Origin of the sequence: Streptomyces melanogenes (genome assembly GCF_014649795.1) — a bacterium.
GTDB classification, from domain to species: domain Bacteria; phylum Actinomycetota; class Actinomycetes; order Streptomycetales; family Streptomycetaceae; genus Streptomyces; species Streptomyces noboritoensis.
Genome location: NZ_BMTS01000046.1, coordinates 1 through 17,010, shown reverse-complemented (window position 1 = coordinate 17,010; position 17,010 = coordinate 1). Strand labels below are relative to the sequence as shown.

General features: G+C 73.6%; 18 protein-coding genes. 6 read left to right on the top strand and 12 right to left on the bottom strand.

The features are described from left to right. Positions 1 to 3: 3 nt before the first annotated feature. Together IE252_RS41005 and IE252_RS41000 are read right to left on the bottom strand one after the other, a co-directional pair. Positions 4 to 192, bottom strand: a complete 189-nt coding sequence (locus tag IE252_RS41005) for a hypothetical protein (RefSeq protein ID WP_190094613.1) — start codon at positions 190 to 192, stop codon at positions 4 to 6. Between the two features lie 206 nt (positions 193 to 398). Next, complete coding sequence (locus IE252_RS41000) at positions 399 to 971, bottom strand: helix-turn-helix domain-containing protein (protein WP_190094612.1); 573 nt, start codon at positions 969 to 971, stop codon at positions 399 to 401. 122 nt (positions 972 to 1,093) lie between these two features. Here IE252_RS41000 and IE252_RS40995 point away from each other — a divergent pair, with 122 nt between their 5' ends. Further along, a complete protein-coding gene (locus IE252_RS40995; RefSeq protein WP_190094611.1) occupies positions 1,094 to 1,957 on the top strand; it encodes a DMT family transporter in 864 nt (287 codons plus the stop codon). A 105-nt stretch (positions 1,958 to 2,062) separates the two neighbouring features. On the opposite strand, the gene IE252_RS40990 is transcribed toward IE252_RS40995, so the two are convergent. Next, positions 2,063 to 2,806, bottom strand: a complete 744-nt coding sequence (locus IE252_RS40990) for an acyltransferase (RefSeq protein WP_190094610.1) — start codon at positions 2,804 to 2,806, stop codon at positions 2,063 to 2,065. Positions 2,807 to 2,885: 79 nt separating this feature from the next. Continuing rightward, the gene (locus IE252_RS40985) at positions 2,886 to 3,416 is read right to left on the bottom strand and encodes a gamma carbonic anhydrase family protein (RefSeq protein WP_190094609.1); all 531 of its coding nucleotides are present in this window, start codon (positions 3,414 to 3,416) and stop codon (positions 2,886 to 2,888) included. A gap of 94 nt (positions 3,417 to 3,510) precedes the next feature. On the opposite strand from IE252_RS40985, the gene IE252_RS40980 reads away from it, so the two are divergent. After that, on the top strand, positions 3,511 to 3,951 hold the full coding sequence (locus IE252_RS40980) for an SRPBCC family protein (RefSeq protein ID WP_190094608.1): 441 nt from the start codon (positions 3,511 to 3,513) through the stop codon (positions 3,949 to 3,951). 1 nt (position 3,952) lies between these two features. On the opposite strand, the gene IE252_RS40975 is transcribed toward IE252_RS40980, so the two are convergent. From IE252_RS40975 to IE252_RS40960, 4 genes are all read right to left on the bottom strand, one after another. After that, positions 3,953 to 4,603: a DedA family protein gene (locus IE252_RS40975; protein ID WP_101387238.1), complete on the bottom strand. Its 651-nt coding sequence runs from the start codon at positions 4,601 to 4,603 to the stop codon at positions 3,953 to 3,955. Positions 4,604 to 4,680: 77 nt separating this feature from the next. Then, a complete protein-coding gene (locus IE252_RS40970) occupies positions 4,681 to 6,297 on the bottom strand; it encodes a carboxylesterase/lipase family protein (RefSeq protein ID WP_229849130.1) in 1,617 nt (538 codons plus the stop codon). Beyond that, a complete protein-coding gene (locus IE252_RS40965) occupies positions 6,294 to 8,792 on the bottom strand; it encodes a beta-glucosidase family protein (RefSeq protein ID WP_190094607.1) in 2,499 nt (832 codons plus the stop codon). Before IE252_RS40965 ends, IE252_RS40970 begins: the two co-directional genes overlap by 4 nt. A 234-nt stretch (positions 8,793 to 9,026) precedes the next feature. Next, positions 9,027 to 9,464, bottom strand: a complete 438-nt coding sequence (locus IE252_RS40960; protein ID WP_190094624.1) for a DUF4442 domain-containing protein — start codon at positions 9,462 to 9,464, stop codon at positions 9,027 to 9,029. Positions 9,465 to 9,574: 110 nt separating this feature from the next. On the opposite strand from IE252_RS40960, the gene IE252_RS40955 reads away from it, so the two are divergent. Beyond that, complete coding sequence (locus IE252_RS40955) at positions 9,575 to 10,654, top strand: DUF8017 domain-containing protein (protein WP_190094606.1); 1,080 nt, start codon at positions 9,575 to 9,577, stop codon at positions 10,652 to 10,654. Between the two features lie 87 nt (positions 10,655 to 10,741). After that, a complete protein-coding gene (locus tag IE252_RS40950; protein ID WP_190094605.1) occupies positions 10,742 to 12,061 on the top strand; it encodes an MFS transporter in 1,320 nt (439 codons plus the stop codon). On the opposite strand, the gene IE252_RS40945 is transcribed toward IE252_RS40950, so the two are convergent. The 4 genes from IE252_RS40945 to IE252_RS44100 all read right to left on the bottom strand — a co-directional run bounded on the left by IE252_RS40945 (position 12,023) and on the right by IE252_RS44100 (position 15,287). After that, positions 12,023 to 12,868, bottom strand: coding sequence for a spermidine synthase (locus IE252_RS40945; RefSeq protein WP_190094604.1), 846 nt, complete (start codon positions 12,866 to 12,868; stop codon positions 12,023 to 12,025). The two genes, IE252_RS40950 and IE252_RS40945, sit on opposite strands and share 39 nt — an antisense overlap. Before the next feature lie 103 nt (positions 12,869 to 12,971). Next, positions 12,972 to 13,811, bottom strand: a complete 840-nt coding sequence (locus tag IE252_RS40940) for a patatin-like phospholipase family protein (RefSeq protein WP_190094603.1) — start codon at positions 13,809 to 13,811, stop codon at positions 12,972 to 12,974. A gap of 71 nt (positions 13,812 to 13,882) precedes the next feature. After that, complete coding sequence (tuf, locus tag IE252_RS40935) at positions 13,883 to 15,052, bottom strand: elongation factor Tu (RefSeq protein WP_190094602.1); 1,170 nt, start codon at positions 15,050 to 15,052, stop codon at positions 13,883 to 13,885. A 100-nt stretch (positions 15,053 to 15,152) separates the two neighbouring features. Then, entirely contained in the window at positions 15,153 to 15,287 is a 135-nt protein-coding gene (locus IE252_RS44100; protein ID WP_268248473.1) for a hypothetical protein, read from the bottom strand. Positions 15,288 to 15,445: 158 nt separating this feature from the next. On the opposite strand from IE252_RS44100, the gene IE252_RS40930 reads away from it, so the two are divergent. Both IE252_RS40930 and IE252_RS40925 read left to right on the top strand, forming a co-directional pair. Beyond that, positions 15,446 to 16,267, top strand: a complete 822-nt coding sequence (locus tag IE252_RS40930; protein WP_190094601.1) for a TVP38/TMEM64 family protein — start codon at positions 15,446 to 15,448, stop codon at positions 16,265 to 16,267. Positions 16,268 to 16,387: 120 nt separating this feature from the next. After that, positions 16,388 to 17,010 (top strand): undecaprenyl-diphosphate phosphatase (locus tag IE252_RS40925; protein ID WP_190094600.1); only part of this gene is annotated, 623 nt, incomplete at its 3' end.

Below are 17,010 nucleotides of genomic sequence, written 5' to 3'. Positions count from 1 at the left end.
CGGCTAGAGCGCCGACTGGAAGGCGGCGACCGGCACCGCCGAGGCGTGCTCGGCGGCGATCAGGCGCTGTACGGCCGCGGGGAGTTCCCCGCCGCGCGCCTTGGCGGCCTGTGTGTGCAGTGAGGGCCGTTCACGGCCCTGGCGGTCGGTCGCCGGACAAGGTCGTTCGGCGGCCGTGACGAGATGTCCCATGGATCCCCCCACCGGCGGGCGTGCGTCGTTGCGGGAGGGCTTTTGCCCTCTCCGCACTTGTCTTCCCCGCTTCGGCCACTCTCGCACAGCTCCGCGCCGGATCGGTCCGACTCCCGCGCATGGGTGGCCAGTTCGCGCCACCCGCCGGATTCCGACCGCACGCACCCCGGGCCCCTCCGGCACCACGGGCCACGGGTCCGGGGCGGTCAGCGTTCGAACGGGACCGAGATCGCCATGGTCATCTCCACCGGCTCGGCGCCGTCGTTGCGGTAGGAGTGGCTCGTACTGGCCTCGAAGGAGACCGAGTGGCCCGCCGGGACGGGGTGTTCGGCGCCGTCCACCACGAGGGTGAGGGTGCCCGCGGTGACGTGGATGAGCTCGTGGGTGCCGGCCGGGTGCGGGTCGGAGGAGCTGCCGTCGCCGGGCATCAGGTGCCAGCGCCACATCTCCAGCGGGCCGGGGGCCTCGGTGCCCGCGAGCAGCGTACTGGAGCTGCCCCGCGCGGTGGACCAGAGGCGGACGGCCTGGTCCGGCGGCACGATCCGCACGCTGGGCCCGCTCTCGTAGTCGAGCAGGGTCGTGATGCTCACGCCGAGGGCGTCGGCGATCTTCACCACGGTGCCGACGCTGGGGTTGGTCCGGGCCTGCTCGATCTGGATGAGCATGCCGCGGCTGACCCCCGCGCGGGTGGCGAGCGCGTCCAGGGTGAAGCCGCGCTCGGTGCGCCAGCGCTTGACGTTGCGGGCCAGGGACTGGGTCAGCAGATCGAGGTCCGACACATTCCGTCCATGATGGGGGCCGCCAAGGACGACCGGCTAATATTTTGGATGACAAGTTCAGTATAGTGAACTACGGTCCGGTGCACCGAACCGTTCACCGCACTGTACTGCGAGGCACTCTCATGACGGCACTCTTCGCCCTGGCCACCAGCCTCCTGTGGGGGCTGGCCGACTTCGGCGGCGGGCTGCTCACCCGGCGCACGCCCGCCCTGACCGTGGTCGTCGTCTCGCAGACCATCGCCGTGGCCGTCCTCGGCGCGGTCGTCCTGGCCACCGGCGGATGGCACGAGGCAGGTCCCCAGCTCTGGTTCGCGGTGGCGGCGGGCGCGGTCGGCCCGGTCGCGATGCTCAGCTTCTACAAGGCGCTGGCGCTCGGCCCTATGGGCGTGGTCTCCCCGCTCGGCTCGCTCGGCGTGGCCGTGCCGGTCGGGGTCGGCCTGGTCCTCGGCGAGCGGCCCGGTCTGCTCCAGTTCGCCGGGATCGCCGTCGCGGTGGTCGGCATCCTCATGGCGGGCGGCCCGGAGTTCCGGGGCGCGCCGGTCCAGCGGCAGGCGATCGCACTGACGCTGCTCGCCGCGTTCGGGTTCGGTGCGGTGATGGCGCTGATCGCCGAGTCGTCGACCACGGTCACCGGTCTTTTCCTCGCGCTGTTCGTGCAGCGTGTCACGAACGTCGCGGTGGGCGGGACGGCGTTGTACGTGTCCGTGAAGCGCGGCGGCGCGGCGCTGCCGGAGGGCGGCCGGGCCGTCGTCGTGGCCGCGCTGCCCGCGCTCGCCTTCGTGGGGCTGGCCGACGTGGCCGCGAACGGTACGTACGCGATCGCCGCGCAGGCCGGACCGGTCACCGTCGCGGCCGTGCTCGCGTCCCTGTACCCGGTGATCACCGCGCTGGCCGCCCGGGGCGTGCTCAAGGAGCGGCTGCGAGGAGTGCAGGCCGTGGGGGCGGGGGTGGCGTTGGTGGGGACGTTGCTGTTGGCGACGGGGTGATGGTGCCCGGCGTTCGTCTGCGGGTCGGTGGTGGGCTGGTCGCGCAGTTCCCCGCGCCCCTAGGTACTCGGGGACGCGGGGAACACCAGCGACGCCCTACCCCACTCACACCTCGTCCGGCGTCAACTCCGCCACCGCCAGCAGCTGTTCCGGCGTGACGCCCTCGGGGATCGGTACCGGGGCCGGTGTGCGCAGGGGTGGCTGCCAGCCGTTCTCGTGGTCCCAGGTCCGGACGATCCTCGCGGGTGCCCCGGCCACCACCGCGTGGTCGGGGACCTCGCCCCGGACCACCGCGCCCGCCGCGACCACCACGTTGCGGCCGAGCCGGGCGCCGGGCAGGACGACCGCGCCGGTGCCGAGCCAGCAGCCCGGGCCGATCTCCACCGGCTCCATCCGGGGCCACTGCTTGCCGACCGGCTGGTGGGGGTCGTCGTAGCTGTGGTTGGTGGAGGTGATGTAGACGTACGGGCCGCAGTACGTGTTCGAGCCGATGGTCACCGTCGTGTCCGCGATGACGTGGCTGCCCCGGCCGAGCACCACGCCGTCCCCCAGCGTCAGGATGGGCTCGGAGCCGAGGTCGAGGCCCGGCATCATCCCGGCCGTCAGGGTGACCTGCTCGCCGATGATGCAGTGGTCGCCCAGCTCGATCCAGGGCTCGCCGAAGACCGTGCCCTGCGGGAACGCGAGCCGGGTGCCGGAGCCGATCCGGCGGAACCGCAGCCGCCCGGGGTGCTCGGCGGTGATCGCCCCCGCCTGCTGGACCCACTGCCAGCCGCGCTGGACCGCGCCCGCGGCCAGCCGGCGGCGCCAGGCGGTCAGCGATGAGAACGTGTTTCTGTTCTTCGGCACCCGCACACGGTACTCACCGCCGACTGCGCTGGTCAGCGCCGGGACCTGTGATCTTCCGCTCAGCCCGGGCGCCCGGAGGTCAGCCGCCGTGCGCCTCGCGGTGGTCCTTCGCCAGGCCCAGATACATCAGCGCGTTGACCTTGATGCCCTCGCGCTCCTCGTCGCTGAGCTCGCGCCTGACCTTGGCGGGCACGCCCGCGACGAGCGAGCCGGGCGGCACGACCATCCCCTGCGGCACCAGCGCCTGCGCGGCGACCAGCGAACCGGCGCCGATCACGGCCCCGTTGAGGACGGTCGCCCCCATGCCGATGAGCACGTCGTCCTCGACCGTGCAGCCGTGCAGCACGGCGTTGTGCCCGACCGAGACGCGCTCGCCGACCGTCACTGGGAAGCCGGGGTCCACATGGACCGTGCAGTTGTCCTGGATGTTGCTGTCGGCGCCGAGCACGATCGGGCCGCAGTCGGCCCGCAGCACCGTGTGGTACCAGACGCTCGCCCCCGCGGCCAGGGTCACCTCGCCGAGCACCACGGACGTCGGTGCGGTGAACGCCGCCGGGTCGACCTGCGGCTTCTTGCCGCCCACCGCCACGACCAACGCCTGCTCTGCCATGCGCCACTCCTTCGTACGGATCTCATCGCACCCAGGGGCACGGTAGGCGACGGATCGCCGAGGTGTGCGCCCGGGTGGCCCGTACGATCACCGGATGGCACTCTTCCGAATCGACCGGCGGACGGAGGCGGGCCCCGCCGAGGTCTGGCGGCGGCTCACCGACTGGACCCGTCACTCGGGGAGCGTCCCGCTGACCCGGATCACCGTCACCACTCCCCCGCCCACCGCCGTCGGCACGGTCTTCGTGGCCCGTACGGGCATCGGGCGCCTCGCGTTCGAGGACCCGATGGAGGTCGTGGTGTGGGCGCCGCCCGAGCGCGGGCGGCCGGGGCGCTGCCGGATGGAGAAGCGCGGGCGGGTGGTCACCGGCTGGGCCGAGATCGAGGTGCGCCCCGGTCCCGAGGGGGCCGGGGCGCTGCTCGTGTGGCGGGAGGACTTGCGGGTGCGGTGGCTGCCGCGCGCCCTCGACCCGGTGGTGTCGCGCGCGGGCCGGTTGGTGTTCGGCCGCGCGCTCACGGTCCTGCTCGGCGGATGAGTCAGTCGACGGCGGGCACGTTCTCGGCCGGGGCCGACTCGATCTCGGCCGACGCCTTCTTCGCGCGGTTCTTGACCACCAGCATCGAGACCACGCCGAGGACGGCCGCGAGGCCCAGACCCACGTACGAGAAGTTCTTCAGCCACGACTCGGCGACCACGCCGATGTAGTAGATCGCGGCCGTCGTGCCGCCCGCCCAGCAGATGCCGCCCAGCACGTTGGCGATGAGGAACTTCCAGTACGGCATGTGCAGCACGCCCGCCAGCGGGCCCGCGAAGATGCGCAGCAGCGCGATGAAGCGGCCGAAGAAGACCGCCCACATGCCCCACTTCTGGAAGGACTTCTCGGCCATGGCGACATGGCCCGCGCTGAAGTGCTTGGGGAACTTGGCGCCGAGCCAGGCCAGCAGCCCCCTGCCGCCCTTGCGGCCGATCGCGTAGCCGATCGAGTCACCGACGACCGCGCCCACCACGGCGGCGGCGCCGAGGATCACCGGGTTGATGTGGCCCTGCTGGGACGCCAGCAGCGCCGAGCTGACGAGGACGATCTCGCCCGGCAGCGGAATGCCGAGGCTCTCCAAGCCGATGACCAGCCCCACCAGGAGGTAGACACTGACGGCGGGGATGTTCTCCAGCCACTCCTGGATGTGCAACGCCCGTTTCCTCCCGATAGCGACGGGCCGACGCCCGGCGTGCGCCCCCCTTGGCGCACGCCGGGAAGCCTACCCGCTCACGCCGAGTCGGCGGCGTCCCAGAACCCGCACCTGTGCGCGCGGGCGACCGTGGTGACCACGGCGTTACCGCCCGCCGACGCCGTCCGCAGCCGCAGCACCCGGCCCGGGGAGCCGTCGCCTGGCCCGTCCGGCATCGGCGGCTGCCCGGCCGCCCGGGGCGGGTTGCCGTGCAGGAAGGAGCCCCAGTAGGCGGTCATCTGCCGGGCCAGCGCCCGCTGTTCGGCGTCGAAGGGCGCGTCGAGCCCGAAGTGGCGGAAGAGGTACTGGACCTCGTTCACATGCGTCGCCCCGAAGTCGAAGTCGGTGTGCAGGGCGCGCAGCGAGGCGAACGGGGGCGAGGTGCGGTCGGCGAACTCGTACGCGTAGACCGGGCCCCGGGCCGCCAGCGCCCGGTCGAGCCGCAGCGCGGGGCAGGCCATCAGTCGGTCGCCGATGGCCGTGGCGTAGGCGAGCGTGGCCGAGGGGAAGTCGCTCAGCGGGTAGTGCGCGAGGACCTCGGGGGCGCGGGCCGCGCCGAAGTACGTGGCGACCGCCTCGGGGTAGTCGGCCGCCGCGAGCGGGTAGCGGGAGAAGGCGAAGAGCCGCCCCTCGTCCTCGTTGGCCCCGTTGAGCACGGGCACCCGGGCGGACCGGCCGGTCGCGAAGGCGGTGGCGGGCTGCTCGGGCAGGAAGGCGCCGCCGGCGACCGGCCCCCAGTCGAGCCCGGACTGCGCGGCGAGCAGCTCGGCGGCGGACCTGCGGCGCAGACAGGCGAGGGCGGTGGCCTGCTCACCGCACCCGGCCCGGCGGGCGAAGGCGGCGCCGTCGGCCGCCGCCTTCGCGCGGGTCCTGGCCGCGCAGTCACCGTACGCGCCGCTCTGGATCACGGCCGCGCGGAACAGGCCATGAGCGGTGGGCGAGGCGAGCTGGGTGCAGACCGAGCGGCCGCCGGCCGACTCCCCGGCGACGGTCACCCGGCCCGGGTCGCCGCCGAAGGCGCCGATCTCCGAGCGCACCCAGCGCAGGGCGGCCTGCTGGTCGAGCATGCCGTAGTTGCCGGAGACGCCGTCCCGGGCCTCCGCGTCCAGACCGGGCAGGGCCAGGAAGCCGAGGGCGCCGAGGCGGTAGTTGACGGTGACGACGACGGAGCCGGTGCTACGGGCGAACGCGTCCGGGACCACGTCGGAGCCCGCGCCAGCCGTGAGCCCGCCCCCGTGCAGCCACACGAGGACCGGCAGCGCGCCCCACCGGTGCTCGGGCACGTACACATTGAGGGCGAGGCAGTCCTCGGTGTGGGTGGCCTGCTCGTATCCGGGGTCCCAACTGGCGCCCTGGGCACAGCGGTCGGCGAACCGGGTCGCGTCCCGGACGCCCCGCCAGGGCGCGGCCGGGCGCGGCGCCGTCCAGCGCAGTGCGCCGACGGGCTGCTCGGCGTAGGGAATTCCCAGGAACTGCCGCCCCTCGTCGGTCGTTTCCCCTTCGAGCAGACCGGAGTGCGTACGGACGAGGGCGGGACCGGGGGTGAGCGCCCCGGCCGGGACGGGGGTGAGCAGGGCCGCCGCGCAGGCGGTCGTGAGCAGCAGGGCCGTGCGGATCCGGGCCGCGAGCCGGTCGCGTATCGCGCCGCCGTTCACCGCCGGACCTCCCCGTGGCCGGTGAGCCGGATGTCGCGCGCGGAGGCGCCCACCTCGACGCGGCGGCGGCCGGTGCCCAGGACCCAGTCGTGCCGGGCCGGGTCCCAGGAGGAGAGCGTGCGGGCGGGCAGCGTGACGGTGACCCTGCGTGCGCCGCCCGGGGGCAGCTCCAGACGCCGGTAGCCCGCGAGCGCGCGCTCGGCCTGGTCGAGGCGGAGGCGCGGCGAGCGGCCGACGTAGACCTGCGCGACCGTGGTGCCGGTGCGGCGGCCGGTGTTGCGGACGGTGAAGGACACCGAGAGCCCGCCGTGCTCGGCGCGCACGGACAGGTCGTCGTAGCCGAAGGACGTGTACGACAGCCCGTGGCCGAACGGGAAGAGCGGTGCGACGCCCTCCTGGTCGTACCAGCGGTAGCCGAGGTGGATGCCCTCGCTGTACTCCTCGACGCCGTCGACTCCCGGGTAGCGGCGCGGGTCGCCCGCCATCGGGTGGCGCTCGTCGGAGACCGGGAAGGACTGGGTGAGCCGCCCGCCCGGGTCGCAGTCGCCGAAGAGCACCGCGGCCGTGGCCGCCGCGCCCTCCTGGCCGGGGTAGTACATCTGGAGCACCGCGGCGGTCCGCTCCAGCCAGGGCATGGTGGTGCTGGAGGAGGTGTTGAGGACCACGGTGGTCCGGGAGTTGGCGGCGGTGACCGCGTCGATCAGCGCGTTCTGGTGGCCCGGGAGCGCGAGGGTGGTGCGGTCGGCGCCCTCGGTGGCGTCCTCGTACGCGAAGAGGACGACGCTCTCGGCCGCGCGCGCCACGCGCACCGCCTCGGCGACGTCGGCGGCCCGGGTCGCCCCGGTGATCCGGCGCAGCCGGAAGACCTGCCCGTCGGCGCCGCCCTTCGCGGTGATCTTCAGCGTGTGCGGACCGGCCGCGAGCCGCACGGTGGCCCGGCGCACGGCGAGCCCGTCGGGGGCGGCGCTGACCAGGCCGCCCGCGAAGTACTCGCCGTAGCCCGGGGCGAGCGGGAAGAGCTCGGTGCCGTCGAGCAGCACCACGGGCCGCTCGCGCCCGGAGTAGTGGATGACCAGCGTCCACTCGTCGGCCTCTGCGGCGGTGAGGGTTCCGTCGTACGTCCAGGTCGCGCCCGCGGCGACGCGCTGTCCCTCGAAGTCGGCGCCGGGTGAGACGACTCCGGCGGGCAGGGCCCGGCCGAACAGGTCCTCGCCCAGGGCGTAGCGCACCCGCGCACCCTTGCCCGCCCGCTCCCTGATCGCGTCCAGGGGGCCGGCGGCGTGGTCCGGCACCACATGGGCGCTGCCGCCGCCGCTGACGAAGGGGAGCGTGCCGGTCGGGCCGATCACCGCGATCGAGCGGGCGGCGGCGCCGGTGAGCGGCAGGGCGCGGCGCTCGTTGCGCAGCAGCGTGGCCCCGGCCTTGGCGACCTTGAGGGCGGTGCGGGCACCGGCGGCGGGGTCGCGGTCGGGGCGGGCCGGAGCGCTGCCGTCGAGCAGCCCGAAGCGCTCCATGACGGTCAGGACGCGGCGCACCGAGCGGTCCACCAGCGCCTGCGGGACGCTGCCGTCCCTCACCGCCTCCTTCAGAGCGGCGCCGAAATAGGTCCCGTTGGGCATCTCCATGTCGAGCCCCGCGCGGAGGGAGGCGACGGTGGAGTGGGCGGCGAACCAGTCCGTCATCACCCACCCGTCGAAGCCCCAGGCCTCCCGCAGCACCCCGGTGAGCAGGTCCGCGTTCTCGCAGGCGAAGGTTCCGCCGACCTTGTTGTACGCGCCCATGACGGCCCCGGCGCGGGCGGCGACCGCCGCCTCGAAGCCGCGCAGCTCCGCCTCGTGCCGGGTCTGCTCGTCGGCCCGTACGTCGATGGACATCCGGTCCTTCTCCTGGTTGTTCAGGGCGAAGTGCTTGACCGTGGCGATCAGGCCCTGCGCCTGGATGCCGCTCACCTCCTCGGCGACGAGGTCGGCCGAGAGCAGCGGGTCCTCGGAGAAGGTCTCGAAGTTGCGGCCCGCGTACGGGGTGCGGATCAGGTTGACCATGGGCGAGAGCAGCACGTCCTGGCCGAGCGCGCGGCCCTCACGGCCGATGACCTCCCCGTACTCCCGGGCGAGCGCGGGGTCGAAGGCGGAGGCGAGCAGCACCGGGGCGGGCAGCGCGGTCGCGTGCTTCGTGACACGGACCCCGGCGGGACCGTCCGCGAGCCGCAGCGGCGGGATGCCGAGGCGGGGCACACCGGGGACGTATCCGGCCTGGCCGAGGCTGTGGGGGTCGTCGGCGCCGTGCAGGAAGGTCAGCTTCTCGTCGAGGGTGAGGCGGCGGATCAGCGACTCGACGCGGGGGCTCGCGGCGGTGGCCGCGGCGGCCCCGGTCGCGGTGGCACGGGTTCCGGTGGCCCCGGCGGGCCGGGCGCTCCAGCCGGTCGCGGCCGCGGCGACCGTGACGGCGCCGCCGAGCAGCCACAGGGCTGACCTGCGGGAAACGGTGTCGGACATGACCGTCACTCCTTGGTGTGCGGGCACGGCGAGGTGACACGTGCAAACGACAGGACGCGCTTCGGCTTCTGAACACACCATGCGCCGGAACCCCGTTGACGGTTCGTCAGGCGCCACGTGTTGTCCGAGAAAGCTAGGACCGGCCCGGAGTGGAGTCAATAAGTTGAACAAGAAACGGATCCGGCCCCGAGTGCGGGAGCACTCGGGGCCGGATCCGTTCGGGAACCGCGTGGATCAGCTGTTGGGCCGCAGGGTCCAGACGACCGTCATCTCGCCGGTGACGGCGCCGTCCTCGCGGGTGATCGCGATGGCGACCGGGAACTCGGGGCGCTCCCCCGCGTCCAGCTCCGCGACGACGTCCGCGATCGGGCGGCCCAACGTGGCGGTGGCGGTGACCACGCCCATGGCGAGCTTCTTGTAGCCGATCTCCGCCTTGACGGCGAGCGGCACGGCCCGGTTCATCTGGTCGCCGAAGGCGGCGATCACGATGGCACCGCTGGCGGACTCGGCGAGCGTGAACATCGCGCCGGCGTGCGGTCCGCCCACGTGGTTGTGGTAGTCGGCCTGGTCGGGCAGCCGGACCACGGCCCGCTCGGGGGTGGTCTCCAGGAACTCCAGATTGAGGGTCCTGGCCATCGGAACGGTCGCGGCGAGCATCTCGCCGACGGACATGTGATCAGCGCTCATGGCATCGGATGTTACCCGCGAGTAGTAGACCTTGACCATCCCCTCACAGGGGCGGACGTTGGAGCTGTCACCCGTCCCCTCTATGGTTACTCGCCATGTGGCAAGGACAGCAGCCGCCCGGGGGCGAGCAGAATCCGCAGGACCCGAACCAGAACCCGTACCAGCAGCCGGGCTACCAACAGCCCAATCCGTACCAGCAGCCGACGCAGCCGGGGCACCAGGCACCGCCCCAGGCGCCGCCCGGCGGCTACCAGCAGCCGGGATACGGCTATCCGCAGCAGCAGCCCAACCCGTACCAGCAGCCGACCGTGCCGCAGTACCCGGTGGCGGCGCCGCCCGGACCGCCGATGCCGCCGCAGGACGGTGACGGGGGCAAGAAGAAGACGACCCTGATCGCCATCGTCGCGGCGACCGCGGTCGTGGTCGCGGCGGTCGTCACCGGCGTCGTGGTCATGAAGGACGACGGCAAGAAGGACACAAAGGCCGACGACAACAAGCCGTCGCAGAGCGCCTCGGTTCCGGCGCAGGCCTCGTCGCCCGCCGCCAACCCGCGCGGCGGCTCCACCGAGGAGCAGAAGCCGACCATCGAGGGCTGGAAGGTCATCACCAACCCCAAGTGGGGCACGGCCTTCGACGTCCCGTCGGACTGGGAGTTCAAGGGCCCGAGCTGGGCCGGCGGCTTCGAGGACCACGCCAACCCGACCGGGAAGCCGATCATCATGCAGTCGGCGCCCGCGTACTACAAGCCCAAGTGGTGCACCGAGGACTCCAACCACGACGGCAACACCGAGGACACCGAGCTCGCGGGCACCGGCACCAAGGGCGCCGACGGCGCCAAGAACACCGACGAGGTGGCCGAGAACCAGGTGCCGTGGTGGGTCTACGGCGCGTACACGCAGCCGGACAAGAACGTCATCAAGATCGTCAAGCCGGTTCCGTACACCACCAAGTCGGGCATCACGGGCAGCGTCGCCCGGGCCTCGGCGACCGGGGTCAAGAAGACCAGCAAGTGCGACACGGACGGCCAGGCGATCACCTTCGGCTTCAAGAACGCCAAGGGCGACTTCGTGGCCTGGAGCCTCTACTCGGCCACCGGCGTCAGCGGCGCGGTCTCCGAGGAGACCATCCAGAAGATCCTCAGCACGGTCCGCCTGGCCGGTCAGCCCACCGGCTGACCCCCGTTACGCGGTGACACCCCCGGCACCGCGTACGGAGCGGCAATCGGTTTGGCACTTCGAGGCGGCGGCGGCGATAGTCCACAGGTGACATCTGCCGCCGCCGTCTCCCGTATCCGCCGCCCCAAGTGGGCGGGCCGCAACTACTCGCTGCTCACCGCCGCCGCGATCGTGACCAATCTGGGCAGTCAGGGCGCCCTGATCGCCTCGGCGTTCGCGGTGCTGCAGGCGGGCGGCGACGGCGGCGACGTGGGTCTGGTGGCGGCGGCCCGTACCGTGCCGCTCGTCCTCTTCCTGCTCGTCGGCGGCGCGCTCGCGGACCGAATACCCCGGCACCGGGTGATGGTCGCCGCCAACAGCCTCAACTTCCTCTCCCAGGGCGCCTTCGCACTGCTCGTCCTCACCGGCTCGCCGCAGCTGTGGCAGATGCTGGCGCTCAGCGCCCTCGGCGGCGTGGGCCAGGCGTTCTTCGGCCCCGCGTCCGAGGGCATGCTGATGTCCAGCGTGGAGGGCGAGGAGGCCGGGCGCGCGTTCGCGCTGTACCGGATGGCGATGCAGGGCGCGGGCATCGGCGGCGCCGCCCTCGGCGGGGCGCTGATCGCCGCCGTCGGACCCGGCTGGGTGCTCGCCGTCGACGCGGCCGCCTTCGCCGTCGCGGGCGGACTGCGCGCCTTCATCGACGTACGCCACATCCCGCCGCGCGAGCCCGGCGGCGGCATCGTGGCCGATCTGCGCGACGGCTGGCGGGAGTTCATCGGCCGCCCCTGGCTCTGGGCGATCGTGGCGCAGTTCTCGATCGTCAACGCCGTCGTGGTGGCCGCCGACGCGGTGTACGGGCCGCTGGTCGCCCGGGACCACCTGGGCGGGCCGGGGCCGTGGGGCCTGGCGCTCGCCGCGTTCGGGGCGGGCACGGTCGGCGGCGCCCTGGTGATGATGCGCTGGAAGCCGCGCCGCCTGCTGTTCGTCGGCTCGCTCTGCGTCTTCCCCCTCGCGCTGCCCTCCGCCGCGCTCGCCGTGCCGGTGCCGATCGGGGTGCTGGTCGCGGTGATGTTCGTGACCGGTGTGTCGATCGAGGTGTTCGGCGTCTCCTGGATGACCGCGATGCACCAGGAGATACCCGAGGAGAAGCTGTCCCGGGTCTCCGCCTACGACTGGCTCGGCTCGCTCGCCGTGGTGCCGCTCGCCACCGCGCTCGCGGGCCCCGCCGAGAGCGCCTTCGGCCGGACCTCCGCGCTGTGGGGCTGCGCGGTGGTGATCGTGGTCCTGACGGCGGCGGTGCTGACCGTCCCGGACGTACGGAACCTGACGCGCCGCACCGCGCCGGTGGCCGGGGCCACGGCGGAGCCGGACGCGGTGGTTCCGCCCGTCTCAGCCGATGCCGAACGCCCCCTCGGGGGGCTCGGGTGACGGCTGCGCCTCGCTGTCCGGAACGGGCCGCGCGCCACCGGTGAACCGCCGCAGCGCGTCGCCGTGCTCGACCCGGGCGGGGAAGGCGTCCCCGGCGGTCAGCCGGGCGAGGCGGGCGATCGGCAGCGGCCCGTGCGAGGCCAGCAGCACCACGTTGCCGAACCGCCGCCCGCGCAGCACCGAGGGCTCCGCGACCAGCGCGACCTGCTCGAACACCGCCCGGAAGGTGGCCAGCTGGGGGCGGAGGAAGTCGAAGGGCGCGCCGTCGGCGAGGTTGGCCGCGTAGAGCCCGCCGGGCCGCAGCACCCGCTCGGCGGTGCGCGCGTACTCGACCGAGGTGAGGTGCGCGGGCACCCGGGAGCCGCCGAACACGTCCGCGAGGAGCAGATCGGCCGAGTCCGCCGGGGCCTGTTCGGCCCAGGCGCGGGCGTCGGCCGCGTGCACCCGGATCCCGCTGCCGTCGGGCAGCGGCAGATGCTCGGTGACCAGGGCGAGCAGCCCCCGGTCGGCCTCCACCACGTCCTGGCGCGAGCCCGGCCGGGTCGCGGCCAGATAGCGCGGCAGGGTGAGGGCGCCGCCGCCGAGGTGGAGCGCGTCCAGCGGTGCGCCGGGCTCGCCCGCGCAGTCGACGACGTGGGCGAGCCTGCGGGCGTACTCGAACTCGATGTACGTGGGGTCGTCGAGGTCGACGTACGACTGGGGCGCGCCGTTCACGGTGAGCAGCCAGGCCCGCTCCCGGTCCACGTCGGGCATCAGCTTGGCGGTGCCCCAGTCCACTGTCCGGCTGACGGGTATCGGCTCGTTCACGGTCCCATTGTGCGGCAGGCGCTCCGCGGGGAGTGTGGTTCGTCGGCTGCGGGCCGTCTGTGGCTGGTCGCTCAGTTCCCCCGCGCCCGTGAAGGGGCTGCCCCTACGCCCAGAGTTCCGCGACCGTCGCCGCGTGGGACGCCGCCTGGGTGCGGCCGGCTCTCGCGGCCGGGGCGCGGCGGGACGGTTCCAGGGAGTTGCGGCCGAACGCTCGGCGGGAGGTGGAGTCCGGGGTGATGAGCTCGACGCGCGCGCCAGCTGCGGCCAGTGCGGCCACCTGGGTGCGCGGTGAGTCCAGCGGGCCGCCGCCGAGGGCGAGCGGTGCGAGGACCAGCACCCGGTCGTATCCGGCGGCGAGCTGGGCGTTGGCCGGGGAGTGCACTCCCCCGTCGATCCAGCGGCGGCCCTCGACGGTGACGGCGGGCCACACCCCGGGCACCGCGCAGCTGGCGGCGACCGCGTCCACCAGGTCCACACCGCTCTCCGGGTCGAAGATCCGCAGTTCGCCGCTGTCCGCCGCGACCGCCGTGATCCTCAACCGCCGCCGCGGCCACTCGTGCGACACCAGCCGTCCGGCGATCACCTCGCGCCGCGCGGCCTCCTGCTCGGTGCCACCGGCGAGCGCGACCCGGCCCAGTTTCCTGCCGTACTCCTCGGGCGTACGGGAGGTCAGCGCCGCGCGGGCGAACCGGAACACCGCGGCCGGGCCCAGGTTCGCCGGGACTTCGCCGTCGGGCCGCGCGAGCTGACGCTCATACAGCTGCGGCAGCCCGATCCGCCCCGAGGTGATCTGCGCGGCGACCACCGAGCCCGCCGAACTGCCGACCACCAGCTCGGCGCCGGTCACGTCGACGCCCGCCTCGGCGAGCCCGTACAGCATGCCGATCTCCCAGCCCACGCCGGTGATTCCGCCCGCGCCGAGCACCAGTGCCGTGTCTCCCATGCCCGAAGCATGACGGAAGACGGCGGACCCGCCTCCCCCGGGGGTGCCGGAGGAGACGGGTCCGCGTGCGGTCAGAGCAGGCCGGTGACCGTCCCGGCGCCGACCGTGCGGCCGCCCTCGCGGATCGCGAAGCCGAGTCCGGGCTCCAACGGCGTGTCCCGGCCCAGCTCGACGGTCATGGTGACCGTGTCGCCGGGGCGGGCCACCGCCGTCTCGCCGAGGTCGACGTCCCCGACCACGTCGGCGGTGCGGAGGTAGAACTGCGGCCGGTAGCCGGTGGCGACCGGGGTGGTGCGGCCGCCCTCGCGCGCCGACAGGACGTACACCTGAGCGGTGAAGCGGCGGCTCGGCGTGACGCTGCCGGGCGCCGCGACCACCTGGCCGCGCCGCACCGCGTCGCGGGGCACCCCGCGCAGCAGCAGCGCCACGTTGTCCCCGGCCTCGGCGGACTCCATCGGCCTGCCGAAGGTCTCCAGACCGGTGACGACCGTCTCCACGTCCGAGCCGAGCACCTCGACCCGGTCGCCGACGCGGACGGTGCCGCGCTCGACGGCGCCGGTGACGACGGTGCCTCGGCCGGTGATGGTCAGCACGCTCTCCACCGGCAGCAGGAACGGCGCGTCGGTGTAGCGGACCGGCATCGGCACATAGGTGTCGACCGCGTCGAGCAGCGCCTCGATCGCCGCCGTCCAGCGCGGGTCGCCCTCCAGGGCCTTCAGGCCGGAGACCCGGACGACCGGCACCGAGTCGCCGCCGTACCCGTGCGCCGAGAGCAGGTCGCGGACCTCCAGCTCGACCAGGTCGGTCAGCTCCTCGTCACCCGCGTCGGCCTTGTTCAGCGCGACCACGATGTGGTCCACGCCGACCTGGCGGGCGAGCAGGACGTGCTCGGCGGTCTGCGGCATGATCCCGTCGAGCGCGGAGACGACGAGGATCGCCCCGTCCAGTTGGGCGGCGCCGGTGACCATGTTCTTGACGTAGTCGGCGTGCCCGGGCATGTCGACGTGGGCGTAGTGGCGGGTGTCGGTCTCGTACTCGACGTGCGCGATGTTGATGGTGATGCCCCGCGCGGCCTCCTCCGGCGCCCGGTCGATCCGGTCGAACGGGACGAAGGTGCCGGTGCCGCGCGCGGCGAGGACCTTGGTGATGGCGGCGGTCAACGTGGTCTTGCCGTGGTCGACATGGCCCATCGTGCCGATGTTGAGGTGGGGCTTGGTGCGTACGTATGCCGTCTTGGGCATGGCTGTGTCCCTCGGGTGCTCAATAACTGGAAGCCGCGACGGGACCCCTGGATCCGGCCGACCCTCCCCCTGCGGGGTCCGCCGGTCTCTCCGGGAAGGGTCAGCTTCGGGCGCCGTCGAGGGGCGCTGCGGCAGCGATGAGGGCCGCTGTTGCGGCGATCGCCGCAGCCGCGAGGGCAGCCTTCGGCGCGTCCGCGACTGCGGACGGCGCTGCGGGGAAGGCGTGCCGGAACATGCTGCCGATCATGCCCCGGCGCGGGGCGGGCGTCGAATGGTTTTCGGCGGCGGGGAGTTGGGGCGGGACACCGGCCCACGACGCCGTTCGCCTCGCGTACGGCCGTAAGGCGACGCCCGTTACGGCGATCACATGCTCCCGTCGGTTACTCTCCCCGGATGCTCGACGACCTCGTCGCCCGACCGTCCGCCGGGCTCGCCGTGCGCTGCACCAGGGCCCTGCTCTCGCCCTGGTCGCGCCTCGCCCTCCTGGTGCTCGTGCTCGCGGCGGCCGCCACGACCGTGCTGCTCCTCGAACCGCAGCGGCTGATCGCCGACGGCTGGCCGCACCGGCTGAGCGGCGGCGCCGCGGTGGTGCTCTTCGGTGTGGCGTACGGCCTGTGCACCGCGGCGTTCGTGCCGCGCCCGCTGCTCAACCTGGCCGCGGGCGCGATCTTCGGCTCGCAGGCGGGCCTGCCGTCCGCGCTCGCCGGGACGGTGCTGGGCGCCGGGATCTCGTTCGGGCTCGGCCGGGTGCTCGGCCAGGACGCGCTGCGGCCGCTGCTGCGGGGCCGCTGGCTCAAGGCGGCGGACGGCCAGCTCAGCCGGCACGGCTTCCGGTCGATGATGGCGATCCGACTCTTCCCCGGCGTGCCGTTCGCGGCGGCCAACTACTGCGCGGCGGTCTCCCGGATGGGCTGGCTGCCGTTCCTGCTCGCGACGGGCCTGGGCTCGGTGCCGAACACGGCGGCGTACGTGGTCGCGGGCAGCCGTGCCGCGTCCCCGACCTCGCCGGTGTTCCTGGTCGCGATGGCGTTCATCGCGGTGTCGGGCCTGGGCGCGGCGGCGGTGGCGTGGCGCAAGCGGCACCGGTTGAGCGGGCGGGCGGAGGCGGCGGGGGCATCCGGCGCGTCCGGGGTGCCCGCGGGGCCGGAAGCGCCCACGCCCCAGGCGACCGGCACCGCACCCGTGTCCTCACCCACGCCCGACAGGACCGCATAACTCCCGCTTCATCTGGGGCCTGTACGCTGCCCTCCGACCGGCCGTCGAACACACCATCACACCGGCCGTCGGATCGTCGTGCCCGCAACCGTCTTCAGCACCCGGGATGGCCCACGCCCCATGTCTTGGTTCGAATCGTTCATTCTCGGGCTTGTCCAGGGGCTGACGGAGTTCCTGCCGATCTCCTCCAGCGCGCACCTGCGCCTCACCGCGGCCTTCGCCGACTGGCAGGACCCGGGGCCGGCGTTCACCGCGATCACCCAGATCGGCACCGAGACGGCCGTCCTCATCTACTTCCGCAAGGACATCGTCCGGATCATCTCGGCGTGGTTCCGCTCGCTCACGGACCGGAGCATGCGCGGCGACCAGGACGCCCGGATGGGCTGGCTGGTCATCGTCGGCTCGATCCCGATCGGTGTGCTCGGCATCGTCCTCAAGGACCAGATCGACACCACCTTCCGCGATCTGCGGGTCATCGCGACCACGCTGGTCGTGATGGGCGTCGTCCTCGGCATCGCCGACCGCCGCGCCGCCCGGGACGAGGCGGGCGGCCGCCACCGCGCGGCCAAGCAGCGCAAGTCGCTCCAGGACCTGAGCGTCAAGGACGGCCTGGTGTACGGCATGTGCCAGGCCATGGCCCTGATCCCGGGCGTCTCCCGCTCGGGCGCCACCATCAGCGGCGGCCTGCTGATGGGCTACACCCGCGAGTCCGCGGCCCGCTACTCGTTCCTGCTCGCCATCCC

Bases quoted from the DNA above. Each gene is read 5' to 3' on its own strand.
- IE252_RS41005 (WP_190094613.1), bottom strand. From the start codon at position 192: ATGGGACATCTCGTCACGGCCGCCGAACGACCTTGTCCGGCGACCGAC.
- IE252_RS40995 (WP_190094611.1), top strand. From the start codon at position 1,094: ATGACGGCACTCTTCGCCCTGGCCACCAGCCTCCTGTGGGGGCTGGCC.
- IE252_RS40985 (WP_190094609.1), bottom strand. From the start codon at position 3,416: ATGGCAGAGCAGGCGTTGGTCGTGGCGGTGGGCGGCAAGAAGCCGCAG.
- IE252_RS40980 (WP_190094608.1), top strand. From the start codon at position 3,511: ATGGCACTCTTCCGAATCGACCGGCGGACGGAGGCGGGCCCCGCCGAG.
- IE252_RS40965 (WP_190094607.1), bottom strand. From the start codon at position 8,792: ATGTCCGACACCGTTTCCCGCAGGTCAGCCCTGTGGCTGCTCGGCGGC.
- IE252_RS40960 (WP_190094624.1), bottom strand. From the start codon at position 9,464: ATGTCCGTCGGCGAGATGCTCGCCGCGACCGTTCCGATGGCCAGGACC.
- IE252_RS40955 (WP_190094606.1), top strand. From the start codon at position 9,575: ATGTGGCAAGGACAGCAGCCGCCCGGGGGCGAGCAGAATCCGCAGGAC.
- IE252_RS40940 (WP_190094603.1), bottom strand. From the start codon at position 13,811: ATGGGAGACACGGCACTGGTGCTCGGCGCGGGCGGAATCACCGGCGTG.
- tuf (WP_190094602.1), bottom strand. From the start codon at position 15,052: ATGCCCAAGACGGCATACGTACGCACCAAGCCCCACCTCAACATCGGC.
- IE252_RS44100 (WP_268248473.1), bottom strand. From the start codon at position 15,287: ATGTTCCGGCACGCCTTCCCCGCAGCGCCGTCCGCAGTCGCGGACGCG.
- IE252_RS40930 (WP_190094601.1), top strand. From the start codon at position 15,446: ATGCTCGACGACCTCGTCGCCCGACCGTCCGCCGGGCTCGCCGTGCGC.